General features: G+C 47.1%; 21 protein-coding genes. 9 read left to right on the forward strand and 12 right to left on the reverse strand.

Annotated features, from left to right (window positions below; all coding sequences use genetic code 11):
- Nucleotides 1-11 precede the first annotated feature (11 nt).
- Complete coding sequence (locus OVA33_RS01135) at nt 12-1,196, reverse strand: DUF58 domain-containing protein (protein WP_017419010.1); 1,185 nt, start codon at nt 1,194-1,196, stop codon at nt 12-14.
- The gene (locus OVA33_RS01140) at nt 1,196-2,158 is read right to left on the reverse strand and encodes an AAA family ATPase (protein ID WP_012116989.1); all 963 of its coding nucleotides are present in this window, start codon (nt 2,156-2,158) and stop codon (nt 1,196-1,198) included. The genes OVA33_RS01135 and OVA33_RS01140 overlap by 1 nt, the downstream gene beginning before the upstream one ends.
- 334 nt (nt 2,159-2,492) lie before the next feature.
- Here OVA33_RS01140 and gabP point away from each other — a divergent pair, with 334 nt between their 5' ends.
- The 4 genes from gabP to OVA33_RS01160 all read left to right on the forward strand — a co-directional run bounded on the left by gabP (nt 2,493) and on the right by OVA33_RS01160 (nt 6,245).
- Entirely contained in the window at nt 2,493-3,878 is a 1,386-nt protein-coding gene (gabP, locus tag OVA33_RS01145) for a GABA permease (protein WP_017419007.1), read from the forward strand.
- Between the two features lie 108 nt (nt 3,879-3,986).
- Nucleotides 3,987-5,525 carry an outer spore coat copper-dependent laccase CotA gene (cotA, locus tag OVA33_RS01150; RefSeq protein ID WP_014417082.1) on the forward strand — a complete coding sequence of 513 codons (1,539 nt, stop codon included), beginning with the start codon at nt 3,987-3,989 and terminating at the stop codon, nt 5,523-5,525.
- Between the two features lie 208 nt (nt 5,526-5,733).
- Complete coding sequence (locus OVA33_RS01155) at nt 5,734-5,943, forward strand: cold-shock protein (RefSeq protein ID WP_007408879.1); 210 nt, start codon at nt 5,734-5,736, stop codon at nt 5,941-5,943.
- A 98-nt stretch (nt 5,944-6,041) separates the two neighbouring features.
- On the forward strand, nt 6,042-6,245 hold the full coding sequence (locus OVA33_RS01160; RefSeq protein WP_017419005.1) for a hypothetical protein: 204 nt from the start codon (nt 6,042-6,044) through the stop codon (nt 6,243-6,245).
- Here the strand turns inward: OVA33_RS01160 and OVA33_RS01165 are convergent.
- Both OVA33_RS01165 and OVA33_RS01170 read right to left on the reverse strand, forming a co-directional pair.
- Nucleotides 6,232-7,278: a TolB family protein gene (locus tag OVA33_RS01165; RefSeq protein ID WP_012116984.1), complete on the reverse strand. Its 1,047-nt coding sequence runs from the start codon at nt 7,276-7,278 to the stop codon at nt 6,232-6,234. The two genes, OVA33_RS01160 and OVA33_RS01165, sit on opposite strands and share 14 nt — an antisense overlap.
- A 65-nt stretch (nt 7,279-7,343) precedes the next feature.
- On the reverse strand, nt 7,344-7,712 hold the full coding sequence (locus tag OVA33_RS01170; protein WP_007408877.1) for an RlpA-like double-psi beta-barrel domain-containing protein: 369 nt from the start codon (nt 7,710-7,712) through the stop codon (nt 7,344-7,346).
- Nucleotides 7,713-8,075: 363 nt separating this feature from the next.
- Between OVA33_RS01170 and OVA33_RS01175 the strand changes: the two genes are divergently transcribed.
- From OVA33_RS01175 to OVA33_RS01190, 4 genes are all read left to right on the forward strand, one after another.
- Nucleotides 8,076-9,116: a 2,3-butanediol dehydrogenase gene (locus OVA33_RS01175; RefSeq protein WP_003155800.1), complete on the forward strand. Its 1,041-nt coding sequence runs from the start codon at nt 8,076-8,078 to the stop codon at nt 9,114-9,116.
- A 187-nt stretch (nt 9,117-9,303) separates the two neighbouring features.
- The gene (locus OVA33_RS01180; protein ID WP_003155802.1) at nt 9,304-9,801 is read left to right on the forward strand and encodes an RNA polymerase sigma factor SigV; all 498 of its coding nucleotides are present in this window, start codon (nt 9,304-9,306) and stop codon (nt 9,799-9,801) included.
- Nucleotides 9,801-10,661 (forward strand): anti-sigma-V factor RsiV, encoded by an 861-nt coding sequence (gene rsiV / locus OVA33_RS01185; RefSeq protein ID WP_014417080.1) that lies wholly within the window; start codon nt 9,801-9,803, stop codon nt 10,659-10,661. The genes OVA33_RS01180 and rsiV overlap by 1 nt, the downstream gene beginning before the upstream one ends.
- A gap of 271 nt (nt 10,662-10,932) precedes the next feature.
- A complete protein-coding gene (locus OVA33_RS01190; RefSeq protein ID WP_128974188.1) occupies nt 10,933-12,864 on the forward strand; it encodes an acyltransferase family protein in 1,932 nt (643 codons plus the stop codon).
- A 42-nt stretch (nt 12,865-12,906) separates the two neighbouring features.
- On the opposite strand, the gene OVA33_RS01195 is transcribed toward OVA33_RS01190, so the two are convergent.
- The 8 genes from OVA33_RS01195 to gutB all read right to left on the reverse strand — a co-directional run bounded on the left by OVA33_RS01195 (nt 12,907) and on the right by gutB (nt 20,701).
- On the reverse strand, nt 12,907-13,911 hold the full coding sequence (locus OVA33_RS01195) for an SPFH domain-containing protein (RefSeq protein ID WP_007609810.1): 1,005 nt from the start codon (nt 13,909-13,911) through the stop codon (nt 12,907-12,909).
- Nucleotides 13,912-13,937: 26 nt separating this feature from the next.
- Nucleotides 13,938-14,699 (reverse strand): TPM domain-containing protein, encoded by a 762-nt coding sequence (locus OVA33_RS01200; protein WP_014417077.1) that lies wholly within the window; start codon nt 14,697-14,699, stop codon nt 13,938-13,940.
- On the reverse strand, nt 14,699-15,724 hold the full coding sequence (locus OVA33_RS01205) for a TFIIB-type zinc ribbon-containing protein (RefSeq protein ID WP_017419002.1): 1,026 nt from the start codon (nt 15,722-15,724) through the stop codon (nt 14,699-14,701). Before OVA33_RS01205 ends, OVA33_RS01200 begins: the two co-directional genes overlap by 1 nt.
- 50 nt (nt 15,725-15,774) lie before the next feature.
- On the reverse strand, nt 15,775-16,461 hold the full coding sequence (locus tag OVA33_RS01210; RefSeq protein ID WP_017419001.1) for a PspA/IM30 family protein: 687 nt from the start codon (nt 16,459-16,461) through the stop codon (nt 15,775-15,777).
- Between the two features lie 114 nt (nt 16,462-16,575).
- Nucleotides 16,576-16,893 (reverse strand): YjdJ family protein, encoded by a 318-nt coding sequence (locus tag OVA33_RS01215; protein WP_017419000.1) that lies wholly within the window; start codon nt 16,891-16,893, stop codon nt 16,576-16,578.
- 232 nt (nt 16,894-17,125) lie between these two features.
- Nucleotides 17,126-18,088, reverse strand: coding sequence for a carbohydrate kinase family protein (locus tag OVA33_RS01220; RefSeq protein WP_020955430.1), 963 nt, complete (start codon nt 18,086-18,088; stop codon nt 17,126-17,128).
- Nucleotides 18,089-18,189: 101 nt separating this feature from the next.
- A complete protein-coding gene (locus OVA33_RS01225; protein WP_032864386.1) occupies nt 18,190-19,566 on the reverse strand; it encodes an MFS transporter in 1,377 nt (458 codons plus the stop codon).
- A gap of 73 nt (nt 19,567-19,639) precedes the next feature.
- A complete protein-coding gene (gene gutB / locus OVA33_RS01230) occupies nt 19,640-20,701 on the reverse strand; it encodes a sorbitol dehydrogenase (RefSeq protein ID WP_017418997.1) in 1,062 nt (353 codons plus the stop codon).
- Between the two features lie 200 nt (nt 20,702-20,901).
- Here gutB and OVA33_RS01235 point away from each other — a divergent pair, with 200 nt between their 5' ends.
- Nucleotides 20,902-23,403 carry a tetratricopeptide repeat protein gene (locus OVA33_RS01235; RefSeq protein WP_063637035.1) on the forward strand — a complete coding sequence of 834 codons (2,502 nt, stop codon included), beginning with the start codon at nt 20,902-20,904 and terminating at the stop codon, nt 23,401-23,403.
- Nucleotides 23,404-23,437 lie beyond the last annotated feature (34 nt).

Here is a 23,437-nt window from a genome sequence, read left to right on the forward strand (position 1 = left end):
CACCTCTCTTTCTAAACAACATGGGACACCCGTTTGTCCCTGATCATTTGCACCTTAATATTTTTTTGAGCGAAGATGAGAGCGAGTTTCCGTTCTTTCTCTGAAAGCGCGGCATTCGTTTCTTTCGCCAAAAACACCGTCATGTCAGCACGGCCGGGCTCAGCCTGTTTGAGAAGGTCTTCTGTAAGACTGCCCGTCACGACGGCAATGGAAGCTTTGCGGACGCGCGGATCCGCCAGCTCTTTTCCTAAACGCCCGCCTGCATCAGCTTCTTCCGATTCTGAAGCTGATGCCAGGTAACGCAGCATCTTTCTGAAATGCCGGTCTCCCTCCCGGACGGGAAATACGGTCCGGTCGCTCCCCAATGAAATAAATCCTGCGGGAGAGCCCTTCACAAGCGCCGTGTAAAGCAGGGATGCCGAAGCTGATACCGCGGCTTCAAACGATGGGGACGGCCTGCAGTCCAAAAGGAGAGTCATATTCACACTCTGCAGCGGGTCAAATTCCTTCGTCATCAGCTCATTTCGCCGCGCTGATGTTTTCCAGTCAAGTGCGGAAAACCGGTCGCCCGGCTGATAATTTCTGACGCTCGCAGCCATTGCGGAGCGGTGTACCTGAAACGGAGCGCCGGCAGCCGCACCCTCTTCTCCGGATGCGGCCTGCGGCTTATAGTGAACAGACCCGTACGCCGGGAAAACCAGAACCGTATCCGTAACGGAAAACGACGCCGTCTTGTCCAAAAGCCCGAGAACATCTCCCGTCCGCACTCTTATCGTATGTAAATGATGCTCTCCGCGCGGCACCTGCGGCAGCTCATATTGTAACGTCAGCTTCCTTTGAAACCACGGAAACACGAGCTGTTTCGCACTGCGCCTCTCGCCAAGCGTTTCCGGCATCACATCTTCAATGACCATATATGTCAGCGGAAACGGCAGGCGCCTCGTCAGCCTGATGGTGACAGACAGCCTGTCGCCTGAGGTTAACTGGGCAGAGGACACGTCACGCGTCACCTGAAACGCCCGCAGCGGGTACACAGCGACCAGCCCGGCGTAAACGGTAAACGGCAAAAACGCATAAAATAAAAACCAGCTCACAAATCCGCCCTGAAACATGGCATAAGAGAAGACAGCCGCCGTCAGTACGGCCAACATAAGCAGCTTCCAGCCATATAGAAGCCAATGCATCTTCTTTCTCATTAGCGGACCGACATCCTTTGAACGGGCACTTTTTCCGTTTGCATGATGTCTTCTATAATCGCTTCCGGCGTCACATCGTTAAATTTCGCCTCGGCGGTCAAGATCATTCTGTGCGGCAGCGTATACGGAGCCAAATACTGGACGTCATCAGGAATGACGTAATCGCGGTCATGAAGCAGCGCGTACGCCTGCGCGGCTTTCATTAATGAGATTGAACCACGCGGACTTACGCCCAGATGTACGGACGGATGCCGGCGGGTATGCTGAGTAATGCCGACGATATACGCTTTAATTCCATCATCCACCCGCACCTGCTCCAGTTTTTGCTGAAGGCTGATAAACTGTTCTTTAGAAATGACGGGCTCGATTGTTTCAAGCGGATTGCGCCCTTCCTGCAAAGACAGAACTTGAAGCTCTTCCTCGGCAGTCGGGTAGCCCATGCGCAGCTTAAATAAAAACCGGTCAAGCTGGGCTTCGGGAAGCGGATACGTTCCTTCATATTCAACCGGGTTTTGTGTGGCCATGACGAAAAACGGCTCAGCCAGCCGCATTGTCTTTCCGTCAATCGTGACATTCCCTTCCTCCATCGCCTCAAGCAGGGAAGACTGCGTTTTCGGAGAGGTTCTGTTAATTTCATCAGCCAGCACGATATTCCCCATGATCGGTCCCGGGCGGTATTCAAATTCCATCGTTTTCGTATTATAAATAGAGACACCCGTCACGTCTGACGGCAGAAGATCCGGCGTGAACTGAATCCTCTTAAAGTCAGCTCCGATCAGCTTGGCCAAAGCGCGGACCATCATCGTTTTTCCGACTCCCGGCACGTCTTCCAGCAGCACATGCCCTTTTGCAAGAATGGCGGCCAGACTGAGTATGGCGATATCCCGTTTTCCTATGATGATGTTTTCAATATGCTCAACGGCTTTCTCCAGCAGCGGATGCAGCTCTTCTTTATAAGCCATTCTTCTCCTCCTAGTCATCTCTCAAATTTCAATTATCGTAACCTAACTTTACCACAAAATATAAACAGTATAAAAAAACGTTTCCAGCGAATTGTTTCCAGTCTGAAAAAGGAAAAAGCTCCCTTTAGAAAGGAAGCTTTATTTCAGCTGGAGAGGCTCCATATGAACGTGTGAATGGTCAATGGCATGTTCCTCTTTCATCCCGGCACTACTGCTGTACGGATGAGAAAAAAATGTCATATTTTCTTACATCATTTTCAACTGTCTGTGGCATTTATGATAGAATAATACTTGTCGGAATATTCAGCATAAACAAGCCAAAAGGAGGCAAAGAATGAATCAGCCTAACTCTTTATCAAAGGGATTAAAAACCCGGCATATGACTATGATTTCAATTGCCGGCGTGATCGGCGCCGGATTATTTGTCGGAAGCGGATCCGTCATTCATTCCACCGGACCCGGAGCGATTGTCTCCTACGCTTTAGCAGGATTATTAGTGATTTTTATTATGAGAATGCTGGGGGAAATGTCCTCCGTCAACCCGACAAGCGGTTCGTTTTCACAGTACGCGCATGACGCCATCGGTCCTTGGGCCGGTTTTACGATCGGATGGCTGTATTGGTTTTTCTGGGTCATCGTCATTGCCATTGAAGCCATTGCAGGCGCCGGAATCATACAGTACTGGTTCCCGGGCATTCCGTTATGGCTGACGAGTCTGCTTCTGACCGTGCTGTTAACACTGACGAATATTTATTCAGTTAAATCGTTCGGCGAATTTGAATACTGGCTTTCCTTAGTGAAGGTAGCGACGATCGTTGTCTTCTTAATCGCGGGATTTGCGTTCATTTTCGGAATCATCCCCGGCAGCAAGCCGGTCGGGCTGGAAAATCTGGCGGGCAGCGGCGGATTTTTCCCTAAAGGTCCAAGTTCCGTTCTGCTCGGCATCGTCGTTGTCATTTTTTCTTTCATGGGATCTGAAATCGTCGCAATCGCAGCGGGAGAAACGTCAAATCCGGTCGAATCCGTCACAAAGGCGACCCGCTCAGTCGTTTGGCGGATCATTATTTTTTACGTCGGCTCCATTGCGGTTGTGGTCACACTGCTGCCGTGGGATTCAGCCAATATTTTGGAAAGCCCCTTCGTTGCCGTTTTGAGCCATATCGGGGTTCCCGCAGCCGCTCAAATCATGAATTTTATCGTCCTGACAGCCGTTCTGTCCTGCCTGAACTCCGGGCTTTATACGACGTCACGGATGCTGTATTCACTGGCAGAACGAAATGAAGCGCCGCGGCGTTTTATGAAACTGAGTAAAAGAGGCGTACCGGTTCAAGCCATTATCGCCGGCACCTTTTTCTCCTATATTGCCGTTGTTATGAACTACTTTTCTCCCGACTCCGTATTCTTATTTCTGGTCAATTCATCAGGGGCGATCGCACTGCTCGTCTATCTCGTCATCGCCGTCTCACATCTGAGAATGAGAAAGAAAATCGAACGGACAAACCCTGAATCTCTTAAAATCAAAATGTGGTTCTATCCGTACTTAACCTACCTGACGATCATCGCCATTTGCGCCATCTTGTTATCTATGCTGTTTATCAGTTCAATGCGGTCTGAATTTCTGCTGACAGGATTTATTACTCTGCTGGTGCTTGCCTCATATGTATTCCGCAAAAAACAAAAACCGAAAGAGAGCGCTTCCGAAAGCCGGGTTGCGCAATAACCGCAAACACCCCCCTCAAAAAAGGGCGGGTGTTTTTTTAACCAACCTGTTCCAGGCAGCATTAACTGTAGTACAGGATTTCAATAAATGATAAGGACAGGATGAAAAATGGCACTAGAAAAATTTGCAGATGAACTGCCGATTATCGAAACACTCCAGCCGCAGAAGAAATCAGACGGCAGCACGTATTATGAAGTCACCATGAAGGAATGCTTTCACAAGCTGCACCGCGATCTCCCGCCGACCCGGCTGTGGGGGTATAACGGTTTATTTCCCGGCCCGACGATCGACGTGAACCAAGATGAGAACGTCTATATTAAATGGATGAATGACCTTCCGGATAAGCATTTTCTGCCCGTGGATCATACCATTCACCATTCAGAAAGCGGCCATCAGGAACCCGATGTCAAAACCGTCGTCCATTTACACGGAGGAGCAACCCCGCCGGACAGCGACGGCTACCCGGAAGCATGGTTCACAAAGGATTTTAAGGAAACGGGTCCTTATTTTGAGAAAGAGGTATACCATTATCCAAACAAACAGCGCGGGGCTCTGTTATGGTATCACGATCACGCCATGGCGATTACGAGGCTCAATGTGTACGCCGGGCTTGCCGGGATGTATATCATCCGCGAGCGAAAAGAAAAGCAGCTGAAGCTTCCCTCCGGAGAGTATGACGTACCGCTTATGATTTTGGACCGCACGTTAAATGACGACGGTTCCTTGTCTTATCCGAGCGGACCTGCTAACCCTTCCGAAACGCTGCCCGATCCTTCCATCGTCCCGTTTTTTTGCGGAAATACCATTCTCGTTAATGGTAAAGCGTGGCCGTATATGGAAGTTGAACCGCGGACATATCGCTTCCGCATCCTTAATGCCTCCAATACGAGAACATTTTCTCTCTCGCTCAATAACGGCGGGAAGTTTATCCAAATCGGTTCTGACGGCGGACTGCTTCCCCGCTCTGTCAAAACACAATCTATCAGCTTAGCCCCGGCAGAGCGGTATGATGTGCTCATCGATTTCTCCGCCTTTGACGGAGAACATATCATTTTAACGAACGGCACCGGCTGCGGGGGCGACGCCGATCCGGATACAGACGCCAATGTGATGCAATTCCGCGTCACAAAACCGCTGAAGGGAGAAGACACAAGCCGGAAGCCTAAATATCTTTCAACAATGCCTAATGTGACATCAAAGAGAATACACAATATCAGGACGCTTAAACTCACAAATACGCAAGACAAATACGGCCGGCCCGTTTTGACGCTGAATAACAAGCGATGGCATGATCCTGTGACAGAAGCGCCGAAGCTCGGCACAACGGAAATCTGGTCGATTATCAATCCGATGGGGGGAACCCATCCGATACACCTGCACCTTGTGTCCTTCCAAATCCTTGACCGGCGTCCTTTTGACTTAGAGCGTTATAACAAATTCGGCGACATTGTGTATACAGGGCCAGCCGTCCCGCCTCCTCCAAGTGAAAAAGGCTGGAAAGATACCGTGCAGGCGCACTCGGGAGAGGTCATCAGAATCGCGGCGACCTTCGCTCCTTACAGCGGACGCTACGTATGGCACTGTCATATTTTAGAGCACGAAGATTACGACATGATGAGACCGATGGACGTCACGGATAAGCAGTAAACAAACATCTCCCCCTTTTCTCCAGAAGGGGCTTTTTTCATTTATCCAAAAAGAAAAAATAAGAAGGCGCTTATTTGCATATACTGTAATAACAGGAAGACGATGCACCCTCATTGGAAATCTGGATAGAAAAAGGAATTAGGAGATTAGGGAAAAGTATGAGACAATGAAGGAGTGCACGAAAATTCATAAGGGAAGAAGTGACTTTATGTCTTACTACAACAAACGTAATCAGGAACCGCTGCCTAAAGAAGATGTCAGTACGTGGGAATGCACAAAAGAGGACTGTATCGGCTGGAGCAGAAAGAATTTTGCCGGCAGTGATACCCCGACTTGCCCCCTTTGCGGCAGTAAAATGATCGACGGCGTCCGTTCGTTGGTAAATCTCCAAAACAATAATCAAACGGCATCAAGTTAGACCTCCCTTTTACGAGTCTCAACATAGAGAAGGCCTCCATGTCTCATGAGAGGCCTTTGCGTTATCATGTCCTTTTATGATGCAAAGGAGTAATGAACATGAAAAACGATCGGCAGCAGAAAGATCTGAAGGAAATGGCAAAACGGCGGAAAATGAACCTTGCCGCACAGTCATTCATCGAAACGCTCCATTTTGCCGTTCCGATTCTCCGTTTTTTCAAATGGCTCGCCTCAGCCGCAGCCAGCTTTGTTCATTTAAAAAACACCCAGCAGGCGCTGAGTGTTTTTTTCATGATTGGATGACGGAAAAACTGTTGATAATGCCGTTGTCATTTTCCCAGACTTTTTCGCATTTTTTCGTATCCAAATGATAAGCATAAATGGTCCGGACCTTCGCATTCCGCCCCGTTTCATCCTTCAGACGCTTAGCGCCTTTTGCTTCCGCCATGAAATAAATGATGCTGCCGTCTTTAGAAAACTGAGGCTGGGCATCAATCAGCGGAGCGAAGTCCTTCCCGTTTGAGATAATCGTTTCATCTTTTTTCGTTTTGACATTCATCAGACGGATGGACGCTTTTTGTTCCGTCCCTTTTTGTGTATAAGATGTAAAGACAAGGTTCTTTCCGTCCGGTGACACCGCCACGTCGCTGATAAACTGTTCAAGGTTTGTCAGATCCTGAAGGTGTTCGCCCGCTCCTGCCGCAAACCGGATATTCGTCGGTTCAGGGTCAATCCCCTTCTCATTTGCCTCATCCGTTTTTTGATAATCCTCTTTTACGGAATAATGCAGAAGCGCAAAATCGTTTTGGCTGCGGTTATAAAAGAAGCTGCTTACACTGTCGTCTTTCTCATCGGCGGCGGGATACAGATTTTCATAACGTTTCGTTTTCAAATCAAAAGATGCGAGACGGAAAATATCTTCATCCGCTTTTCCGAGACGGAAATAAATGTGCGTCAGATCCTTTGATAAAAACAGACTGTCAGCGCTTGCCGTTCCTTTATAAAGCACCGTCTTCTTTTTCGTCTTCAGATCAAGCTTATACAGACGCATCTCATTTTGGTCATTATTCCCGACAAAATAGAGCACCTGATGGGCATCATCCAGCGCAAACGCCGGATATGCCGAAAGCTTTTCCTCGTACAGCACGCGGCCGTCCTCGTAATATTTCGTCATCAGATCTTTGTCTGTAATGGAAACAAGCAGCTTGTCATGACCGCCGGAGACAACGGCTTTCCCGCCGCCGTCGCTTTTTCCTTTAATCAGTAAAACGGCCGCGATGACCGCCGCCGCCAAAACGGCGGCCAGCAACATCCAGATCCATCGTTTCTTCTTCATTATCAATCTCTCCGTCAATCAGAAAAAGCAAGAATCAGTGTCCTTGCTTTTTAAGATGGTCTATTTTAATAGCTGTAGTGTCCGGATACTCTTCCTTTGCTTAACGGATATCCGAGCGCTTTGAACGCTTTCGGGCTGACATCCAATACGGCATTCGGCAGACGGCCTACATCATTTTTGTATACGGTGATAACCTTTTTCGGTTTTGCTTTCGCATAAGCTCTGATTTTCGTTCCGTTTCTCGGAACGTCAAATCCTAATTTTGTCGCGCAATCCCAGTGTCCCAGTTTTTTACCGGAAGATCCTTTTTTACCGACTCCATTATACCATGTAATATTTCCGTTCACTTTTTTAGCACTTGCATCAGAAGAGTAACTGATCGCTCCCAGCGTGCTTCCTGCTAAAATCAATAAGGCTAAGAATAACTTCTTCAAGCTTTCGTCCTCCTGATTCTTTATTCTAGGCAAAATTATACACCAGAAAGACGATTATAATATTTCAATCACTTTACATGTTCATTACAACGTGATGAGACATGCACATAACGACGGCACAATTTCCTGTTCTATATAATTCCATGGTAAATTATACTACAAAATTTAATTCATTAGCGTTATAATATTCATAGAGTATTTCTGCATTCAATATGGACTTTTTATAAGGCCTATTGATAGTTGCGTAATATGATATATTTTGAGAAATCAGGCTTTAGGAAGCAGGCACTTTATTCCTTTTAACCGTGGTTCATATTGATCATGTACCTATACTCGTTTCAATCAGACTAGGAGTGATAATCAATGAAAGCGGCAAGATGGCACAATCAAAAAGACATTCGAATCGAAAACATTGATGAACCTAAAGCAGAACCGGGTAAAGTCAAAATTAAAGTCAAATGGTGCGGGATTTGCGGAAGCGACCTTCATGAATATTTGGGAGGCCCGATCTTTATTCCGGTCGGCGAACCTCATCCGTTAACAAACGAAATGGCGCCCGTCACGATGGGTCACGAATTCTCAGGAGAAGTCGTTGAAGTGGGCGAAGGCGTCAAAAATTACAGCGTCGGCGACCGTGTCGTCGTGGAACCGATTTTTGCCACACACGGACATCAGGGAGCCTATAACCTTGATGAACAAATGGGATTCTTAGGCTTAGCCGGAGGCGGCGGCGGATTTTCTGAATATGTATCCGTTGACGAAGAATTGCTGTTTAAGCTTCCTGAAGAGCTTTCTTACGAACAGGGCGCGCTTGTTGAGCCGTCAGCGGTAGCGCTTTACGCCGTCCGCCAAAGCAAATTAAAAGCGGGCGACAAGGCGGCAGTTTTTGGCTGCGGACCGATCGGGCTGCTTGTGATTGAAGCCCTGAAAGCGGCCGGCGCCACAGATATTTACGCGGTTGAACTTTCACCGGAACGTCAGGAAAAAGCGAAAGAACTCGGCGCTATCATCATTGATCCGTCAAAAACGGACGATGTCGTTGAAGAAATCGCTAAACGCACAAACGGCGGCGTTGATGTTTCTTATGAAGTAACAGGCGTTCCTGTCGTTCTCCGCCAGGCGATCCAGTCAACAAACATTGCCGGTGAAACGGTTATCGTCAGCATCTGGGAAAAAGGAGCGGAAATTCATCCGAACGATATCGTCATCAAAGAACGGACCGTAAAAGGCATTATCGGATACCGTGACATCTTCCCTTCCGTTCTTGCACTGATGAAAGAGGGCTACTTCTCAGCAGATAAGCTCGTCACGAAAAAAATCGTGCTCGACGACCTGATTGAAGAAGGCTTCGGCGCTTTAATCAAAGAGAAAAACCAAGTGAAAATCTTAGTCAAACCGAACTAAACCGTTAGCTGAATATCAGACACATCCGAAAAAGAGCCGTTCCGGCTCTTTTTTTCATCTCATCGTCTTTCCTTCCTTTTCCTTTTAAAAATGATCCCCTCTGCGCAAACTATTTTTTACCCTGTCCCGTCTATCCTTAGGCAGCAGCCTATGATACGTATTTTTAAAAAAGGAGCCCTTTGAAGCAATGAAGAACGAAACAGCCAAAGCGTCGCTTGTGACGTGCATAACTGAGCGCAAGGAAGACTTTTACCGGCTGGCGTACAGTTACGTAAAGAACAAGGATGACGCGTTAGATATTGTTCAGGAATCAATTCAAAAAGCGCTGACATCGGTCGAATCCGTCAAAAACCCCGATGTGATCAAAAGCTGGTTTTATAAAATTTTAGTGCGCACGGCCATTGATTTTCTCCGCAAACAGAAAAAACTGAAAGTGATGGACGATGAAACGATCGAGTTTTTAAGCCGCGGAAAGGAAGATCACTACAAGGACACAGACCTTCACGAAGCGCTCGATGACCTGCCGCATCAATATAAAACCATTATCATTCTGCGTTTCTTTGAAGACCTGAAATTAGAAGAAATCGCGGACATCACGGGGGAAAACATCAACACCGTCAAAACACGCCTTTACAGGGGGCTGAAGCTCATGCGCATTCAGCTGACGAAGGAGGATCTTTCTTAATGGAAAAGAGATTAGAACAATTAAGAGAAGAGTATAAAAGTGTGCCCATTCCTAAGGAACTGGACAGCATTGTCGAAAAAGCCCTTCGGCAGAAACCGAAGAAAAAACGAATCGTGATGTGGCCGACATCCGCGGCAGTCGCTGCGGCCGTCTTATTTACCGCCGTTGTCAATATCAATCCGGATGCCGCACAAGCCATGTCTAAAATCCCCGTCATCGGCAAAGTCGTCCAAGCCATCACATTCACGGAGATGAAGGAAGAAAAGAACCAATCAAGCATTGATGTGAAAACGCCCGCTCTGTCCGGACTTTCCGATCATAAACTCGAAGACAGCATCAACCGGCATTACATGAAAGAAAGCAAAAAGCTGTATCAGGAATTTATGAAGGCGACCTCAAAAAGCAAAAAAGGCCACCTCAGTATTTACAGCGATTATGAAACCGTTACTGACACAGCGGATCTGATCTCAATCCGACGTGATATCGAAAAAACGCAAGCTTCCTCTTATACACAAAGCCGTTACATCACGATTGATAAAAAGAATGAGGCCGTACTTACGTTAAAGAGCTTATTTAAAGATGACCGTTATATTAAAGTCATCAGCCAAAATATTAAAGAACAAATGAAAAAACAGATGAAAGAAGATCCGAATAAAATATACTGGGTCGAAGATGATGATATGACGGAGCCTTTTAAAGCCATCCGCGCCGACCAGAATTTTTATATTACAGATAAGCACAAACTTGTTATTTCATTTGACGAATATGAAGCGGCACCCGGATATATGGGCGTTACAGAGTTTACAATACCGACCTCCGTCATCTCCAAGCTGCTTGTCGGAGACCGCTACATCAGATAAAGAAAGAAAAAAATCCATGATATCCGCAGATCATGGATTTTTTCTTTCGTCCCGCAACAGCCAAGATGCACAAGGGACCCTTTTCATATAACAGACGCCGGACGGGGGCTGAAAAGTTTAAGAAAATCACAGCATTTCATTCATTTTTTCTGAAACAAAATCCCCTTCCGAATGCGTCTAATTAACGGAACAAATGGAAGACTGTACAGAAATCTGCCATAGCCATCCGCAAAACAGCGAGAATTTCCGCGCACATTATTGGAGGAATACCATGTCAGACAAGTCACTGCATCACCGCTATATTCCCGGACTGGATGGACTTCGCGCCTTTGCCGTCCTCGCAGTTATCGCATATCATCTGAATTTTAACTGGGCCGACGGCGGTTTCATCGGTGTTGATATCTTTTTTGTTTTATCGGGGTATTTAATTACATCTATTATATTGCCTGCCCAAGGCAATGCCATCACCCTTGATTTGCGTGATTTTTGGGTGCGCCGGATCAGGCGGCTTCTGCCGGCGGCTTATCTCATGATTATCACGACGGTCATTTGGGTCGTATTGTTTAACAGCGAGCTCCTGCATACCGTACGCGGAGATGCGGTCTCCTCACTTTTTTACATAAGCAATTGGTGGTTTATCTTTCATCAACTTTCTTATTTCGACAGCTTCGGCTCCCCTTCGCCATTAAAAAACCTTTGGTCGCTGGCGATTGAAGAACAGTTTTATATCATATGGCCCTTCCTGCTGCTTGCGGGAATGTACATATGTAAAACACGGGCCCGGCTTGCGGCCGCGGTCATGTTCCTCGCGTTATGTTCAGCAGTCGTGATGAGTATGATGTATGTGCCCGGCGGAGATCCGAGCCGCGTTTATTACGGGACGGATACCCGCTCATTTGAATTGCTGATCGGCTGCGCTTTAGCTTTAGTGTGGCCGATGAAACGATTATCTTCCAAACGGCTGCCTAGCAGCATGAAACACCTGCTTCACGGGACGGAGCTTGCCGCTTTTGCCGCGCTGCTGCTTTGCGTCTTTTACACGGATGAATATGAACCCTTCCTGTACAAGGGCGGCATGCTTTTGATCAGCATCACCGCAGCGGTTCTTGTCGCATGTTTATGCCATCCGAGCAGCTTTTTGGGACATGTTCTTTCATGGAAGCCGCTTCGCTGGATCGGAACGAGATCATACGGAATCTATCTTTGGCATTACCCGGTTATCGTGCTGAGCACACCCGTACAGGAAATCGGAAATCCGGTTTATTGGCACTGCGCCGTCAGAATCGACGCCACTTTCATTCTTGCCGAGCTATCTTACCATTTCATTGAACAGCCGATCCGCACTGCGGGCTTCCGGCCATTTTTACGCCGCGTGTTTCTGAACCGCTTTCTGGAATGGAAGACGTCCTCTGTCATCAGCAGAATGTCGCTCGGCCTCATTCTTGCCGCCATTCTCGTATTTGCGGGCGGGCTGTCAGGGATAGCCGAAGAGAAAAAACAGCCGCAATGGACGTACGCGCAAAATGATCAGCAAGAAACCGCCGCCTCTTCGCACAAAACGGCCGATCACGATCAGCCTGCAAAAGAAGAAGACAGCAAGAAAAAACACGGCGGCGAAAAAACGGACACCGCGTCAGACAAAAACAAGAAAGAACCAACAGACAAATCAAATACAAAGAAAAACGAAGAGAAAAAGGAACGGTCATCTCAAAAAACGGCTGATTCAAAACAAACACAGCCTCAGCAAGACGTGCTGGCCATCGGTGACTCGGTGATGCTGGACATTGCGTCATACCTGCGGCAGTCCCTCCCTCATGTCACCATCGACGGAAAGGTAGGAAGACAAGTCTCTCAAGCACTCCGGCTCACTTCGGAATATGCGTCATTTAATCAGCCGAACAAAGCGGTCATCATCGAGTTAGGGACGAACGGCTATTTCACAAACAGCCAAATTGAATCACTGATCAGCTCCTTTTCAAAAGCCGATATCTATCTTGTCAACACACGTGTGCCGCGGCAGTGGGAAAGCAAAGTAAACGAATCATTGCGCCGGCAGGCCGAGTCACGGAAAAATGTGACGCTTGTCGATTGGCACGCAAAAGCATTGCAGCACCCTGAATACTTCACACCGGACGGCGTCCATCTCATACCTGAGGGTTCTAAAGCGCTGACATCCCTCATCGTTCAAACGATGAAATCATGACAAAAAAAAGAGGCCCCAAAAAGGCCTCTTTTTCGTATATCGTCAGGCAAGCTTCTGTCCGCAATTCGGGCAAAAATTCGCGCCTTCCGTTTTCGTTCCGCAGTTCGGACAGAATTTCGGCTTAGCCGCTCCTTCCGAGCCGTTTGCCGGTGCCGTCCCCTGATCCTGCTGACTTTGATCTTGCTGCGGCTGGTTCTGCTGATTTTGATTCATTTGGTTCATCATTTGATTTGCCACATTCATTCCCATCATCATGCCCGCCATGTCGGAGGCGGCGCCGCTTCCGTTCATTTTGCCGGATGACATTCCGTCCGTCATGGAAATCTGCTGATAGCGGTTCACATCGCCCACCATGCCGTAAGAAGCGTTTTTCGTAATCATATCCTGAACTTCCTGCGGATAGTTAAAGCTCATAATATTGAAGCCCGTAATCGACATGCCGTCTCCGATCAGCTGCATATCAAGATCTTCTTGAATCCCTTTTCCGATTTCAAAGGAATTCGACTGCAGATTGAACATGTCTTTTCCTTCTCTGGTGATCCATTTCATCAAAAGCTGATCGAGAATAGACGTAATCCGGATTTTAATGTCCTCCACTAAATAGCTGTCTTTGACACCCGCAATCTTATCAATCAATCCGATGTAGTCAATGACCTTGAAGTTAAATGTGCCGTTTGCGCGGATCGGCATACCGCCCGGCATACCTGCCGCCGGAATGTTGATAGCGTTTTTTGTGCCCCACTTCACGGTGAACTCCTTCGTATTCACAAACAGCACTTCAGCCCGCATGCCGCTGTTAAAACCAAACTTAAACCCTTTTAGTGTAGATAGAAACGGAATGATTTCTGATTCGATATCATAATCGCCGTCATCACGGAAAATCCCTTCAATCTTCCCGTTGTATAAAAAGATGGCATCCTGTCCCGGCCGGATGATCAGACGGCTGCCTTTTTTAATTTCACGGTTGTTCCATTTATAGAAAACCATGTCGTCTCTGAATTCTTCCCACTCCACCACATTTGCTAACTGATTTCTGAAAAAACCCATGTATGCTCAAATCCTTTACATATAATTTAAAAACTTCCCTTGCTTCCGCTGTAACTCGTGCCGCCCCTCGTGACTCCGCCGTCATTGTCATTATCTTTATCAGGCTTTTTTTCTCTTGTAACGTCGGTTCGGATATATGTGTCGTGCTGGCTCAGCACTTCAGACGTATCGTGATCCATATACGTGCTGCCGGTGACGGTGACCTTGCCGCCGGAATTGTACACCATCACAGTGACGGCGATTCCGGCCGCGGCTGCGGCAATAATGAGCTGAAACCACCATGTGAGCAGCAGATTGTCAGACTTGTCGTCCGGGCTTTTCCCCATATCTTTATAAGCCATCTTGATGTAGGTCTGAAACGCCTTTTCATAATGGCCTGCGGAAATATCTGACGAGATCGTATTCCTGATCGTATTCAGCCGGCTGTTATTCAAATACGTCTCCGCCTTTTTATATCCGGAGATAAATACTTCCCGATTTTTCATATCAATGGTCAATATCGCCGTACTTCCGCTAAAATGACTGTCATAAAAATCACCGGCGTACTGCTCGATGTCCTTACCGCCCGTTCCGTTTGCGGTAAGAATGATAAAATCGGTATGGCGCTTTGCCCCCAGCTTCCCGGCCAATTCCTCAAGTTTCTTCGTTTCATCCTTCGTTAATAAATGAGCATTGTCATAAACATATTGCTTCTGTTCCGCGGCAGACGCCGATGTATGTAAAGAAAAAGACAGCATCAGAAAAAGGACGAAGCAGAAGAGACACGCTTTTTTTATGGATACTTTCATCAAAAACCGCCTCCTATCATAAGTGAGACGAGTCTTAATGCTACAAACGCACCGGCGGTTATGCCGCCGAACCACGCGGCCACTTTTCCGGCACTGATCGGCGGTTTGCCGACAACCTTGCCCGTCTGCCCGTTCATCGCAAAAATGTGCTCAGCCCGCTCATAGTCGTAGCTGACCATCCAGACCGGAAGCAGTACGTAAAAGCTGCTGATTTTATCGGTCTGAATCTGCTCATCCGTAATGTCAGCCGTCGTATATCCGGAGAAGGTGGATCTGATATAAGAATCAATATAATGGCTGATTTTATCCTTCGCGCGCGGAAAGAGATCGTCATCGGTATAATTGTACTTTTCCGCTATATATCCCGCTAAATAGGCCGTATTAAACTCCTTCAGCTCACTGTATGAGTAAGGCTCCAATTTGTCCATTAATTCATCATTCATTTTTTCTGAAGCGTCGACCGGAATTTTGAGATAATCAAGATTGATATCGCGGTACGCGTTGTAATACTCGGTCTCCGTCACCCGGTATTCTCCATCATCATAGTGATGCACTCTCGTACAAACGGCATTGACCTGAACCTTGCTGTTTAAATCAAACATCCAAAACGGCACGTACATGCCGGTTATGCTCTTCACCCGGTCGGCAGACATAAATCCTTTCGGTGTCAGACGGCCGTTTCGGCACCACTTTTTAAAAGCGCTCATGGCCTCTTCTTTACTGATCGTAAAAGGGATCACCATCGAAGGCGCGAGATTTCCCGATAATCGGTCGGCGAGAACGGCGGCTCCTCCGCAAAACCCGCACGTCGTGGCCGTCGTTTCCGCCTCAGTCATTAATACCGCGCCGCAATTCTCACAGCGGTACTCGTTCGCCTCATTTTCGGAAAATCTCGTCGTTATATACTCTTTTGGCAGGCTCTCAATCTGATCCTGCCGCCCGCAGCTGTGACATGTCAGCATGCCGGATGAACTGTCAAAGACCATATCATCGCCGCAGTTCGGGCATTTATAAGAAATGATCATTCTGTTTCTCTCACTTTCTCTTTATATCGGACAAAGCTGCAGCCCGCTGTCTATTGATCTTTACTGAAAAGCATTTTCTGCTTGAGCGCCGCCAATTCATCATCGACACTGCTTTGATTGCTGTCATATTTAGCCGTCAGCTCGTCAATATCGTCTTTCGGAGACGCGTTCAGCTCAGCCATCGCATTGGCGTGATCAAGCGCTTGGTTGACCTTGTCTTCCATTCTGCCGAAAGCTGTCAGCGATTGGCCCGCATTTGACACAGAGGACCCCAATTTGTTCATTCTCTCCTGCGTTTTTGCCACAGACCACTTCGCTTTGATGGCATTTCGGCGCGACTCAAGCTCTCCGATATCAGCGACAAGCTTGTCATGCATTTTGCGCATTTGAGACGCGTTGGATGAAGCGAGCTGATAAGCCGTTTGCAGCTCGGTCAGTCTTGATTCAACAGCCGCTTTCCTTTCCAAAAATGTCCGCGCATCAGCTTCATTGCCGGCCTGCAATGCTTTCATCGCATAATTTTCCATCTTTTCGGCATCAGCCTGGCATTCTGTTAACGCTCTTTTCGCCCGCTGTTCCTCAGCCATGACAGAAGCCGTCTCCGCTTTCACTTTTCCTAAATCACTGTTCAGATTCCGCAAATATTGATCAACCATTTTTTCAGGGTTTTCAGCTTTATCCAGCAGCGCATTGATATTGCTTGACATGATGTCTTTAAATCTTCCTAAAATACTCATTTTTCATTTTCCTCCCAAAATTAAATAGTAACAAGTTCACAGTTATCTATACTGTTTTTTTCAAAAAAAGTTTCATTTTCTCTTTAATTTATGTATTTTTATATGAAAATAGTCTCATTCAGCCCATTTGTGCCGGCGGAAATTCTTTATGAGCAGATACAGTGAGAACAAAAAATAAACAAACAGCCCGATCATCAACCCGCTCATTAACGGATAATGTTTCGCAGCATACACAAAGAAATCAAGCTGCGAAATCTGTTCAGGACTTGTAATCGTATCCGTCCCATTCAAAAGCTTTGAAAATTTCGCCGTATCATTCCAATCAAACGAATCAGAAACAAGCTCACTCCCCTGATACCAATTCACAGCGGCGAGACATAAAAAACAAAAAACAGAAAACGCGCATTGCACAATAAGAAAAACATGTTTCATGAAAAACATTCCTCCGCGGTTCAATATCATGGGCCGTCACACTATACATGACGGCAGCAGCAGAAACTTGGTTTTACTCAGAACTGATAAAAACGTGATTGTATGTACTTCACATCGGTTCAATTTACTGGATGCTTTTCTAAAGTATACCGTATATCGAAAAGGGTTTCAGACCTAAATAAAGAGGATGCTTCCCGAAGTCCGATGACTTTCAAGAAGCATCCTCGATATTTTACAGAGTCACTCCAACCTCTTTTAAGCTCGGCAAAGCATCAATCGCACCGATTTTAGTGCACACGAGCGCCCCCACCTTATTGGCAAATGAGACAATATCACGCAGCTTCGCAAAATCTTCGGCTGCCGTCTGAATCTCATCCGTGCGCGCCAGCTGATACAGCGCCGCGCCGACAAACGCATCTCCCGCTCCCGTTGAGTCTATTGATGTCACCGGAATGCTCGGAATGATGTCAATATCCTTCCCATTTGAAAGAAGGGTACCGCTTTTCCCGAGTGTCACCGCAACAATGCCGGCCCCGAGCTCATGAAGAACCGCAACACCTTCTTTATGATCCTTCGCACCGCTGATGATCTCAAGCTCTTCGTCACTGACTTTCACAAAATCACTTACGGCAACGGCTTTTTTTGCGGTGTTTATAAACTCTGAAACTCTTCCTTTCCATAAATCCTCACGGTAGTTAGGATCGAAGGAAATAAACTGTCCATTGTCTTTCGCAATCGACATCAGCCGTAAATAGGCTGAGCAAAACGGATCAGATAACAATGCCGTCGCTGACCCGAAATGAAGGATTTTGGCATCGTTTACCTTTTCCAGATCAATATCATCCAGCGTGAACAAAGCGTCCGCTCCTCTGTTAAACACAAAGTCGCGCTCCCCATTTTGTTTTAATGAAACAAACGCAAGCGTTGTAGGCGCTTTCTCATCCATGACGAGCATAGAGGTATCGACATGTGCGGCGTCCAATGTCTGCTTCAGAAAATACCCGAACGGATCTTTGCCTGTTTTTCCGCTGAAAGCCGCGTCTCCGCCCAGCTTAGCAATGGCTGCCGACACATTCGCCGGTGCGCCACCGGCACTTTTTAAGAAATTACGCCCTTCCGTCAAATCAACATCCACATCGGTACAAAAGAAATCAATTAACAATTCTCCAATACAAATAACAGATTGGCTTCCCACATTATCACACTCATTTATCAATTCTCGATTATAGTTTCAGTATAGTGCTTTCTGTCATAAATACAACCGTTTACATAGAATATTTTAAATTTTACGTATACTTATCTGGCAGCCCTTTGTTCCAGATCAGACATCATCTGCTGATATTTTTTTTCAGTTAAAGGATAAAAAGAAATAAGAATAATAGACAGCAGAATGAACAATCCCGGGATGAGCGCATTCATATTTTTAATCGCATTCAATGACGAGGCCGTCTGATCGGTATTCGCGGCATATCCGGCGATTCCGAGATAAACGGCCGAAAATGACCCGGCTAACGCAACTCCGAGCTTATTGATGAAACTCATGCTCGAAATCACCACGCCATCAGCCCGGACTCCGGTTTTCCATTCCGCATAATCGACACAATCGGCAACCATTCCCCAAGCAAGCGTATTTAAAGGCGTCGTAAAAAATCCCGAAACGAAAAGCCAAAAGAAAATAAGCGGCAGCGAAGAATACGATGTAAACTGAAGGCCCGCATAAGAAATCAGCGATAGCGCCGCCGTGATGATCATAACCTGCTTCCGGCCCCGCTTCTCAGAAAAGAAAGGAATAAACAGATTGCTGATCAGCGCTGCGCCGAAAAACAACACGGTTCCTAAAAATACAAATTCCTTATGGCTGACGTTATACGTAAAATAGTACACCATCGTGCTGAGCTTAATGTTAAACCCAATCGCAAACGCCAAAAATGCAGAAACCAAAATGAGCAAAGGCTTGTTTCGGAACAAAACGGACAACGTTTTTTTCATTCCTTGTTTTTTTCTTTTTTCAGGCTGAATCCGTTCCCGCACAGTAAAGAAACTGAACAGATTCAACGCGATGCTCACCGCCGCATAGATAAGCGCCGTCATCTGAAATCCGAACGCCTGATCTTTCCCGCCGATGGCGTCCGCAAGCGGGGTCGCACAGGAAATCGATAACAGAATTCCGATATAAACCAAAATCATCCGGGTCGTCGTCAGAACCGTCCGTTCCTCCACGGAATTCGTCATCCGACCCGTTAAGCTGTTGACCGGAATCGTCTGCATGCTGAAGGACATCCCAAGCAGAATATAAGTGATGTACGCATAAACCATGTTCCCCGTCTCGCCGAAATGAGGAGTCGTAAAGCATAAGAACGTAAATAACGCAAAAGGAAACGCCACCCACAAAAGATACGGCCTTGCCTTTCCCCATCTTGTATTCGTCTTGTCTAGAATCACGCCCATAATCGGGTCAAAAATAGCGTCCAGCACCCTTACGATAAGAAACAAAGCTGCGATGACCGCAGGCTTAATGCCGCCGACATCTGTATAGTAGAATAATAAGTATGCGTTTACAAACTGAAAGATAATATTGTACGACATATCGCCGAATCCGTAGCCGATCCGTTCCATCCAGGACAGGCCGCGATGTTTCGTCTTTACTGCCGCTGCTTTTTCTGTTTCAATCATCTTTTCCCACCCCAAGAATCCGTTTTCATTTTTGATAAGCAAGAGGGAGAATGCAAAGACCCTCCCCGTTCACTCAGCGATTTGGATACACCATCACTTTTAAGCATTCATTTTTGTATTGAAAGGCGCGTTCCATCGCCTCTTGCGTCTTCTCCAGCGGATATTGGTCCGTTACAAGATGCTTCGTGTCCACTAAGCCGGAAGCGAGAAATTCAATTCCCTTCGGATACGTATTCGCATAACGGAAGATTCCGTATATATCAATCTCGTTATCTGCAATAAACGGCACATTGAGCGGAATCTCGTTCTGAGAAGGCAAACCGACAATCGCCAGTTTTCCGCCCCGGCGCACGGAAGCCAGTGCGGATTGCAATGCCGCCGGATTCCCCGCTGTTTCCCAGGCAGCATCAACGCCTCTGCCATTCGTGATCGTTTTGATTTCTTCACCGGCATCCTGTTCCCGGACATTGATGACATGCGTCGCGCCCATTTTTTTCGCGGCATCTAACCGCAGCGGCTCCAAGTCGGTCACAATAATTGTGCCTGCCCCGTATGCTTTCGCTGCCGCAACGGCCATCATCCCCACAGGACCCATGCCCATGATCGCAACCGTTGAACCGGGCTGAAGCTTCGTTCTCGCGGCCGCATGAATGCCGACAGAAAACGGTTCGATCAAAGCCGCATCTTCATAGGAAAGTGAATCCGGAATCGAAAAAACAAAGTCCTGACGCATTTTGATATATTGGACAAACGCGCCGTCAACCGGCGGTGTCGCCAAAAACTGTACATCCGGGCAAAGATTATAACGCCCTTCTTTGCACGCCTCACAGCGTCCGCATGTGACACCGGGTTCGACGGCGACACGGTCTCCTATTTTAAATTGACCGACAGCCGATCCGACGGCGGCAATTTCTCCCGCGCATTCATGACCGAGGATAAATGGTTTTTCCACTACATAATTGCCGATTCTGCCATTTGTATAGTAATGCAGATCAGATCCGCAAATTCCGACAGCCATCACCTTAATCAACACTTCATCATGATTGATGTCAGGCACGGGCAATGTTTCGATTTTGATTTCTCTCGTGTTGTGCATAACCGCCGCTTTCATGTTTTGAGGCACTGTGTGAGTCATTTGGCAAAATCCTTTCTCTGCTTTGAAATGTAAGTGCATACATTTTTGTTTTCTCTGTTACTGCCCCTATTTTATCTGCTTTTCCATACGTTCAACAGCCTTTCCTGCTGTATAAAAGGACAGCCGCACTGTACTTTTTATTTTTTCATATACAAAAAACACTGAATTGATAAAATAGTACTAATAGGAGGTGCAGGCTAATGGCTGAACTTGAAAACCGGACACATTTTGCAGAACTGCTGGCACCTGCCGTCAAATCGCTGAAACTTCATCCTGATTATAAAGTCAGAAGGAAAAAGAACGAAAAAACAGGACAGTCTTATATAGATCAAATCGCACTCCGATTAGGCGTTTCCTCTAACACGATCAAAAGCTGGATCGGACAGATGGGCGGAAACTACATTCCCGGACGAATTGACGACGGAAAGCTGTTCGGCATGATCTGGATCATTATAGAAAAGACTGATATGGATTCTGAATGGCTGACCGATCTTCTGGAAACCACCACCATTCCCGTCATCAAACCCGCATTGCCCGTTTGGACGGCGTCTTGTCTAAAAAAAGCAAAAATACTCCGGAAAGACGGATCATTCGGAGCGCCGAGTGATGACGATGTTGAAAAAGCAGTAAAGCGGCTGTTTCATGACAGACCAAGCCACGAAACGAATGCGCTTACAAGAAACTCCGTCACGCATAACTTACCGTCACGCCGGACGGGAAACTTTATCGGCCGCGACTTTGATATAGAGGCGATCCGGCAATGGATGCTGTCTCCGTCACCGGTCTGTTTAATCACAGGCTGGGCCGGCATGGGGAAAACAACGATCGCTCTTGAAGCAGCCTACCTTTGTGCCGGCAGTTCACCAGACTGGCCAGCATTCAACAGCATCATCTGGATCAGCGCTGACTGGAAAGGATTGAGCTTCAGCGATTTTTTAAACACGATCGCCTATCAGCTCGGACGCACCGAACAAATCGATAAATCAATCAACGAAAAACGGTTCGTCGTCCGCAATGCATTAGCCGCTCATTCAAATAAAAAACCGGTATTGCTGATCGTTGACAGCATCGATACAGCGGAACGTGACATTCACGAATTTATCATCGGCCTTCCGCAAGGCGTAAAAGTCCTCCTTACCGCACGGGAAAACGTAAAACAGACATACCGGGACGGCCTCGGGGAACTGGCGGCCATCCAGCTGAGCGGCCTTGAACAAACGGATGCCCTTGAATTTTTCCATCAAGAAGTGCACCGCTGTCTGCAAACATGCAACCTCCCGCAAAAACGGGAAAAGCTGGAGCAGCTGTTGGAGCTATCGCCTGACCTTAAAAATGAATTCATCTTAGCAGCCGCCGGCAACCCGAAGGCCATGGCACTGAGCATCGCTTACATGTCAGACGACGACATCCCCGCTCCCCAGCTCATTCAAGAGCTTAAACAAGCGGGTTACTCATTATTGGAATTGTTTGAGGTTCTCTTCGGCCGCACATGGAACAGATGTCATGAAGACACACGGAAACTATGGCAGACGCTTTGCTTTTTCGCTAAGCCCCCTGACGAAAAAAGCTTGGCTCAAGCGGCCGGATTAGACGCCCGCCGTTTTCATTACGCGATTGAGCAAATGCGGTCATATGCTTTAATACAGCCGGAACGAAGCGAAGGAAGAATTCAATACGCAGCCCATCAAACCGTTGTCGCTTACGGAGAACAGCACTTATCCGAAAATCCTGATTTTGCAAAAGAAGCCCGAAGCCGCTGGGCGCATTATTATATGGATTATGCGGAAACCCATATAAAACGGGAAAAGCCGAATTCCGTCTATTGGAGCTATCTGCTGGGACGGAATTTAGAGCTAATGAAAAAGGAATGGCCGAACATCCTAAAGGTCATCGAATGGTCGGGCGAAACCGGACAACATGACATCCTGATCAAACTCATCATCCGTATCAGCCATTTTCTAAGCAGAATCAACCTGCCCCAGCGAATCGAATACGGATTAAAAGCCGCCGATGCCGCCCATCAATCAGGCGAACACACACGGGAAGCCTACTTCAGGATCGACACGGCAGGCTGGGCGCTGATGGAAGTCAACGATTCAGACGGAGCTCTCAGGCAAATAGAAGCCGGCCTGAAGATACTCGAACAATCAGGCGCACCGGATCACGATGACTTGAAAGTATGGGGAATCGCCCTGCAATCGAGGCTGCTGTTAAAAACCGGAGATCCGGACAAAGCGGCAGCAATGCTGGACGGCATCAAAGATCAGCCCGTCTCGCCCATTATCCGGCACAGGGTTCTTCTGGTCCGCGGCGACCTGAGTTTCGCCCGCTCTCACTATGAAGAAGCCATCACATTATACGAAGCGGCAAACACAACCAGCGCCGCATACGGCGGCGAAAAAACGATAGAAGCCTATTTCAACCTGGGCATGGCTTACGTCAAGTGTGATCAACTCGAAAAAGCGGAAAAAGCCTTTGAACAGATGCTCTATGACAAACACAACGCCAATCAAGTTGAACTGATCTATTATCATTATGGAATGGCACAGCTGTTGTACCGAAAAGGAGAGAAAACGAAAGCAATAGAATCGAATCAGAAAGCAATTCGTCTGATTGATTCGTGGGAGCCGGGGATTGGGATTCGAGGTGAGGTGGAGCAGTTGAGAATGGTGCTTGAAGGAAATGAGGAAATCACATTGTAGTAAGGAAAGTGTGAGTTCCATCTTAGATAACCCC

The sequence above is a fragment of the Bacillus sp. KICET-1 genome, assembly GCF_027721405.1.
Taxonomy (GTDB): Bacteria; Bacillota; Bacilli; order Bacillales; family Bacillaceae; genus Bacillus; species Bacillus velezensis.

Bases quoted from the DNA above. Each gene is read 5' to 3' on its own strand.
- OVA33_RS01180 (WP_003155802.1), top strand. From the start codon at position 9,304: ATGAAGAACGAAACAGCCAAAGCGTCGCTTGTGACGTGCATAACTGAG.
- OVA33_RS01210 (WP_017419001.1), bottom strand. From the start codon at position 16,461: ATGAGTATTTTAGGAAGATTTAAAGACATCATGTCAAGCAATATCAAT.
- OVA33_RS01200 (WP_014417077.1), bottom strand. From the start codon at position 14,699: ATGAAAGTATCCATAAAAAAAGCGTGTCTCTTCTGCTTCGTCCTTTTT.
- gabP (WP_017419007.1), top strand. From the start codon at position 2,493: ATGAATCAGCCTAACTCTTTATCAAAGGGATTAAAAACCCGGCATATG.
- OVA33_RS01235 (WP_063637035.1), top strand. From the start codon at position 20,902: ATGGCTGAACTTGAAAACCGGACACATTTTGCAGAACTGCTGGCACCT.
- OVA33_RS01195 (WP_007609810.1), bottom strand. From the start codon at position 13,911: ATGGGTTTTTTCAGAAATCAGTTAGCAAATGTGGTGGAGTGGGAAGAA.
- OVA33_RS01135 (WP_017419010.1), bottom strand. From the start codon at position 1,196: ATGAGAAAGAAGATGCATTGGCTTCTATATGGCTGGAAGCTGCTTATG.
- OVA33_RS01165 (WP_012116984.1), bottom strand. From the start codon at position 7,278: ATGAAGAAGAAACGATGGATCTGGATGTTGCTGGCCGCCGTTTTGGCG.
- OVA33_RS01160 (WP_017419005.1), top strand. From the start codon at position 6,042: ATGAAAAACGATCGGCAGCAGAAAGATCTGAAGGAAATGGCAAAACGG.
- OVA33_RS01175 (WP_003155800.1), top strand. From the start codon at position 8,076: ATGAAAGCGGCAAGATGGCACAATCAAAAAGACATTCGAATCGAAAAC.
- cotA (WP_014417082.1), top strand. From the start codon at position 3,987: ATGGCACTAGAAAAATTTGCAGATGAACTGCCGATTATCGAAACACTC.
- OVA33_RS01140 (WP_012116989.1), bottom strand. From the start codon at position 2,158: ATGGCTTATAAAGAAGAGCTGCATCCGCTGCTGGAGAAAGCCGTTGAG.
- OVA33_RS01155 (WP_007408879.1), top strand. From the start codon at position 5,734: ATGTCTTACTACAACAAACGTAATCAGGAACCGCTGCCTAAAGAAGAT.
- OVA33_RS01205 (WP_017419002.1), bottom strand. From the start codon at position 15,724: ATGATCATTTCTTATAAATGCCCGAACTGCGGCGATGATATGGTCTTT.
- OVA33_RS01225 (WP_032864386.1), bottom strand. From the start codon at position 19,566: ATGATTGAAACAGAAAAAGCAGCGGCAGTAAAGACGAAACATCGCGGC.
- gutB (WP_017418997.1), bottom strand. From the start codon at position 20,701: ATGACTCACACAGTGCCTCAAAACATGAAAGCGGCGGTTATGCACAAC.
- rsiV (WP_014417080.1), top strand. From the start codon at position 9,801: ATGGAAAAGAGATTAGAACAATTAAGAGAAGAGTATAAAAGTGTGCCC.
- OVA33_RS01215 (WP_017419000.1), bottom strand. From the start codon at position 16,893: ATGAAACATGTTTTTCTTATTGTGCAATGCGCGTTTTCTGTTTTTTGT.
- OVA33_RS01190 (WP_128974188.1), top strand. From the start codon at position 10,933: ATGTCAGACAAGTCACTGCATCACCGCTATATTCCCGGACTGGATGGA.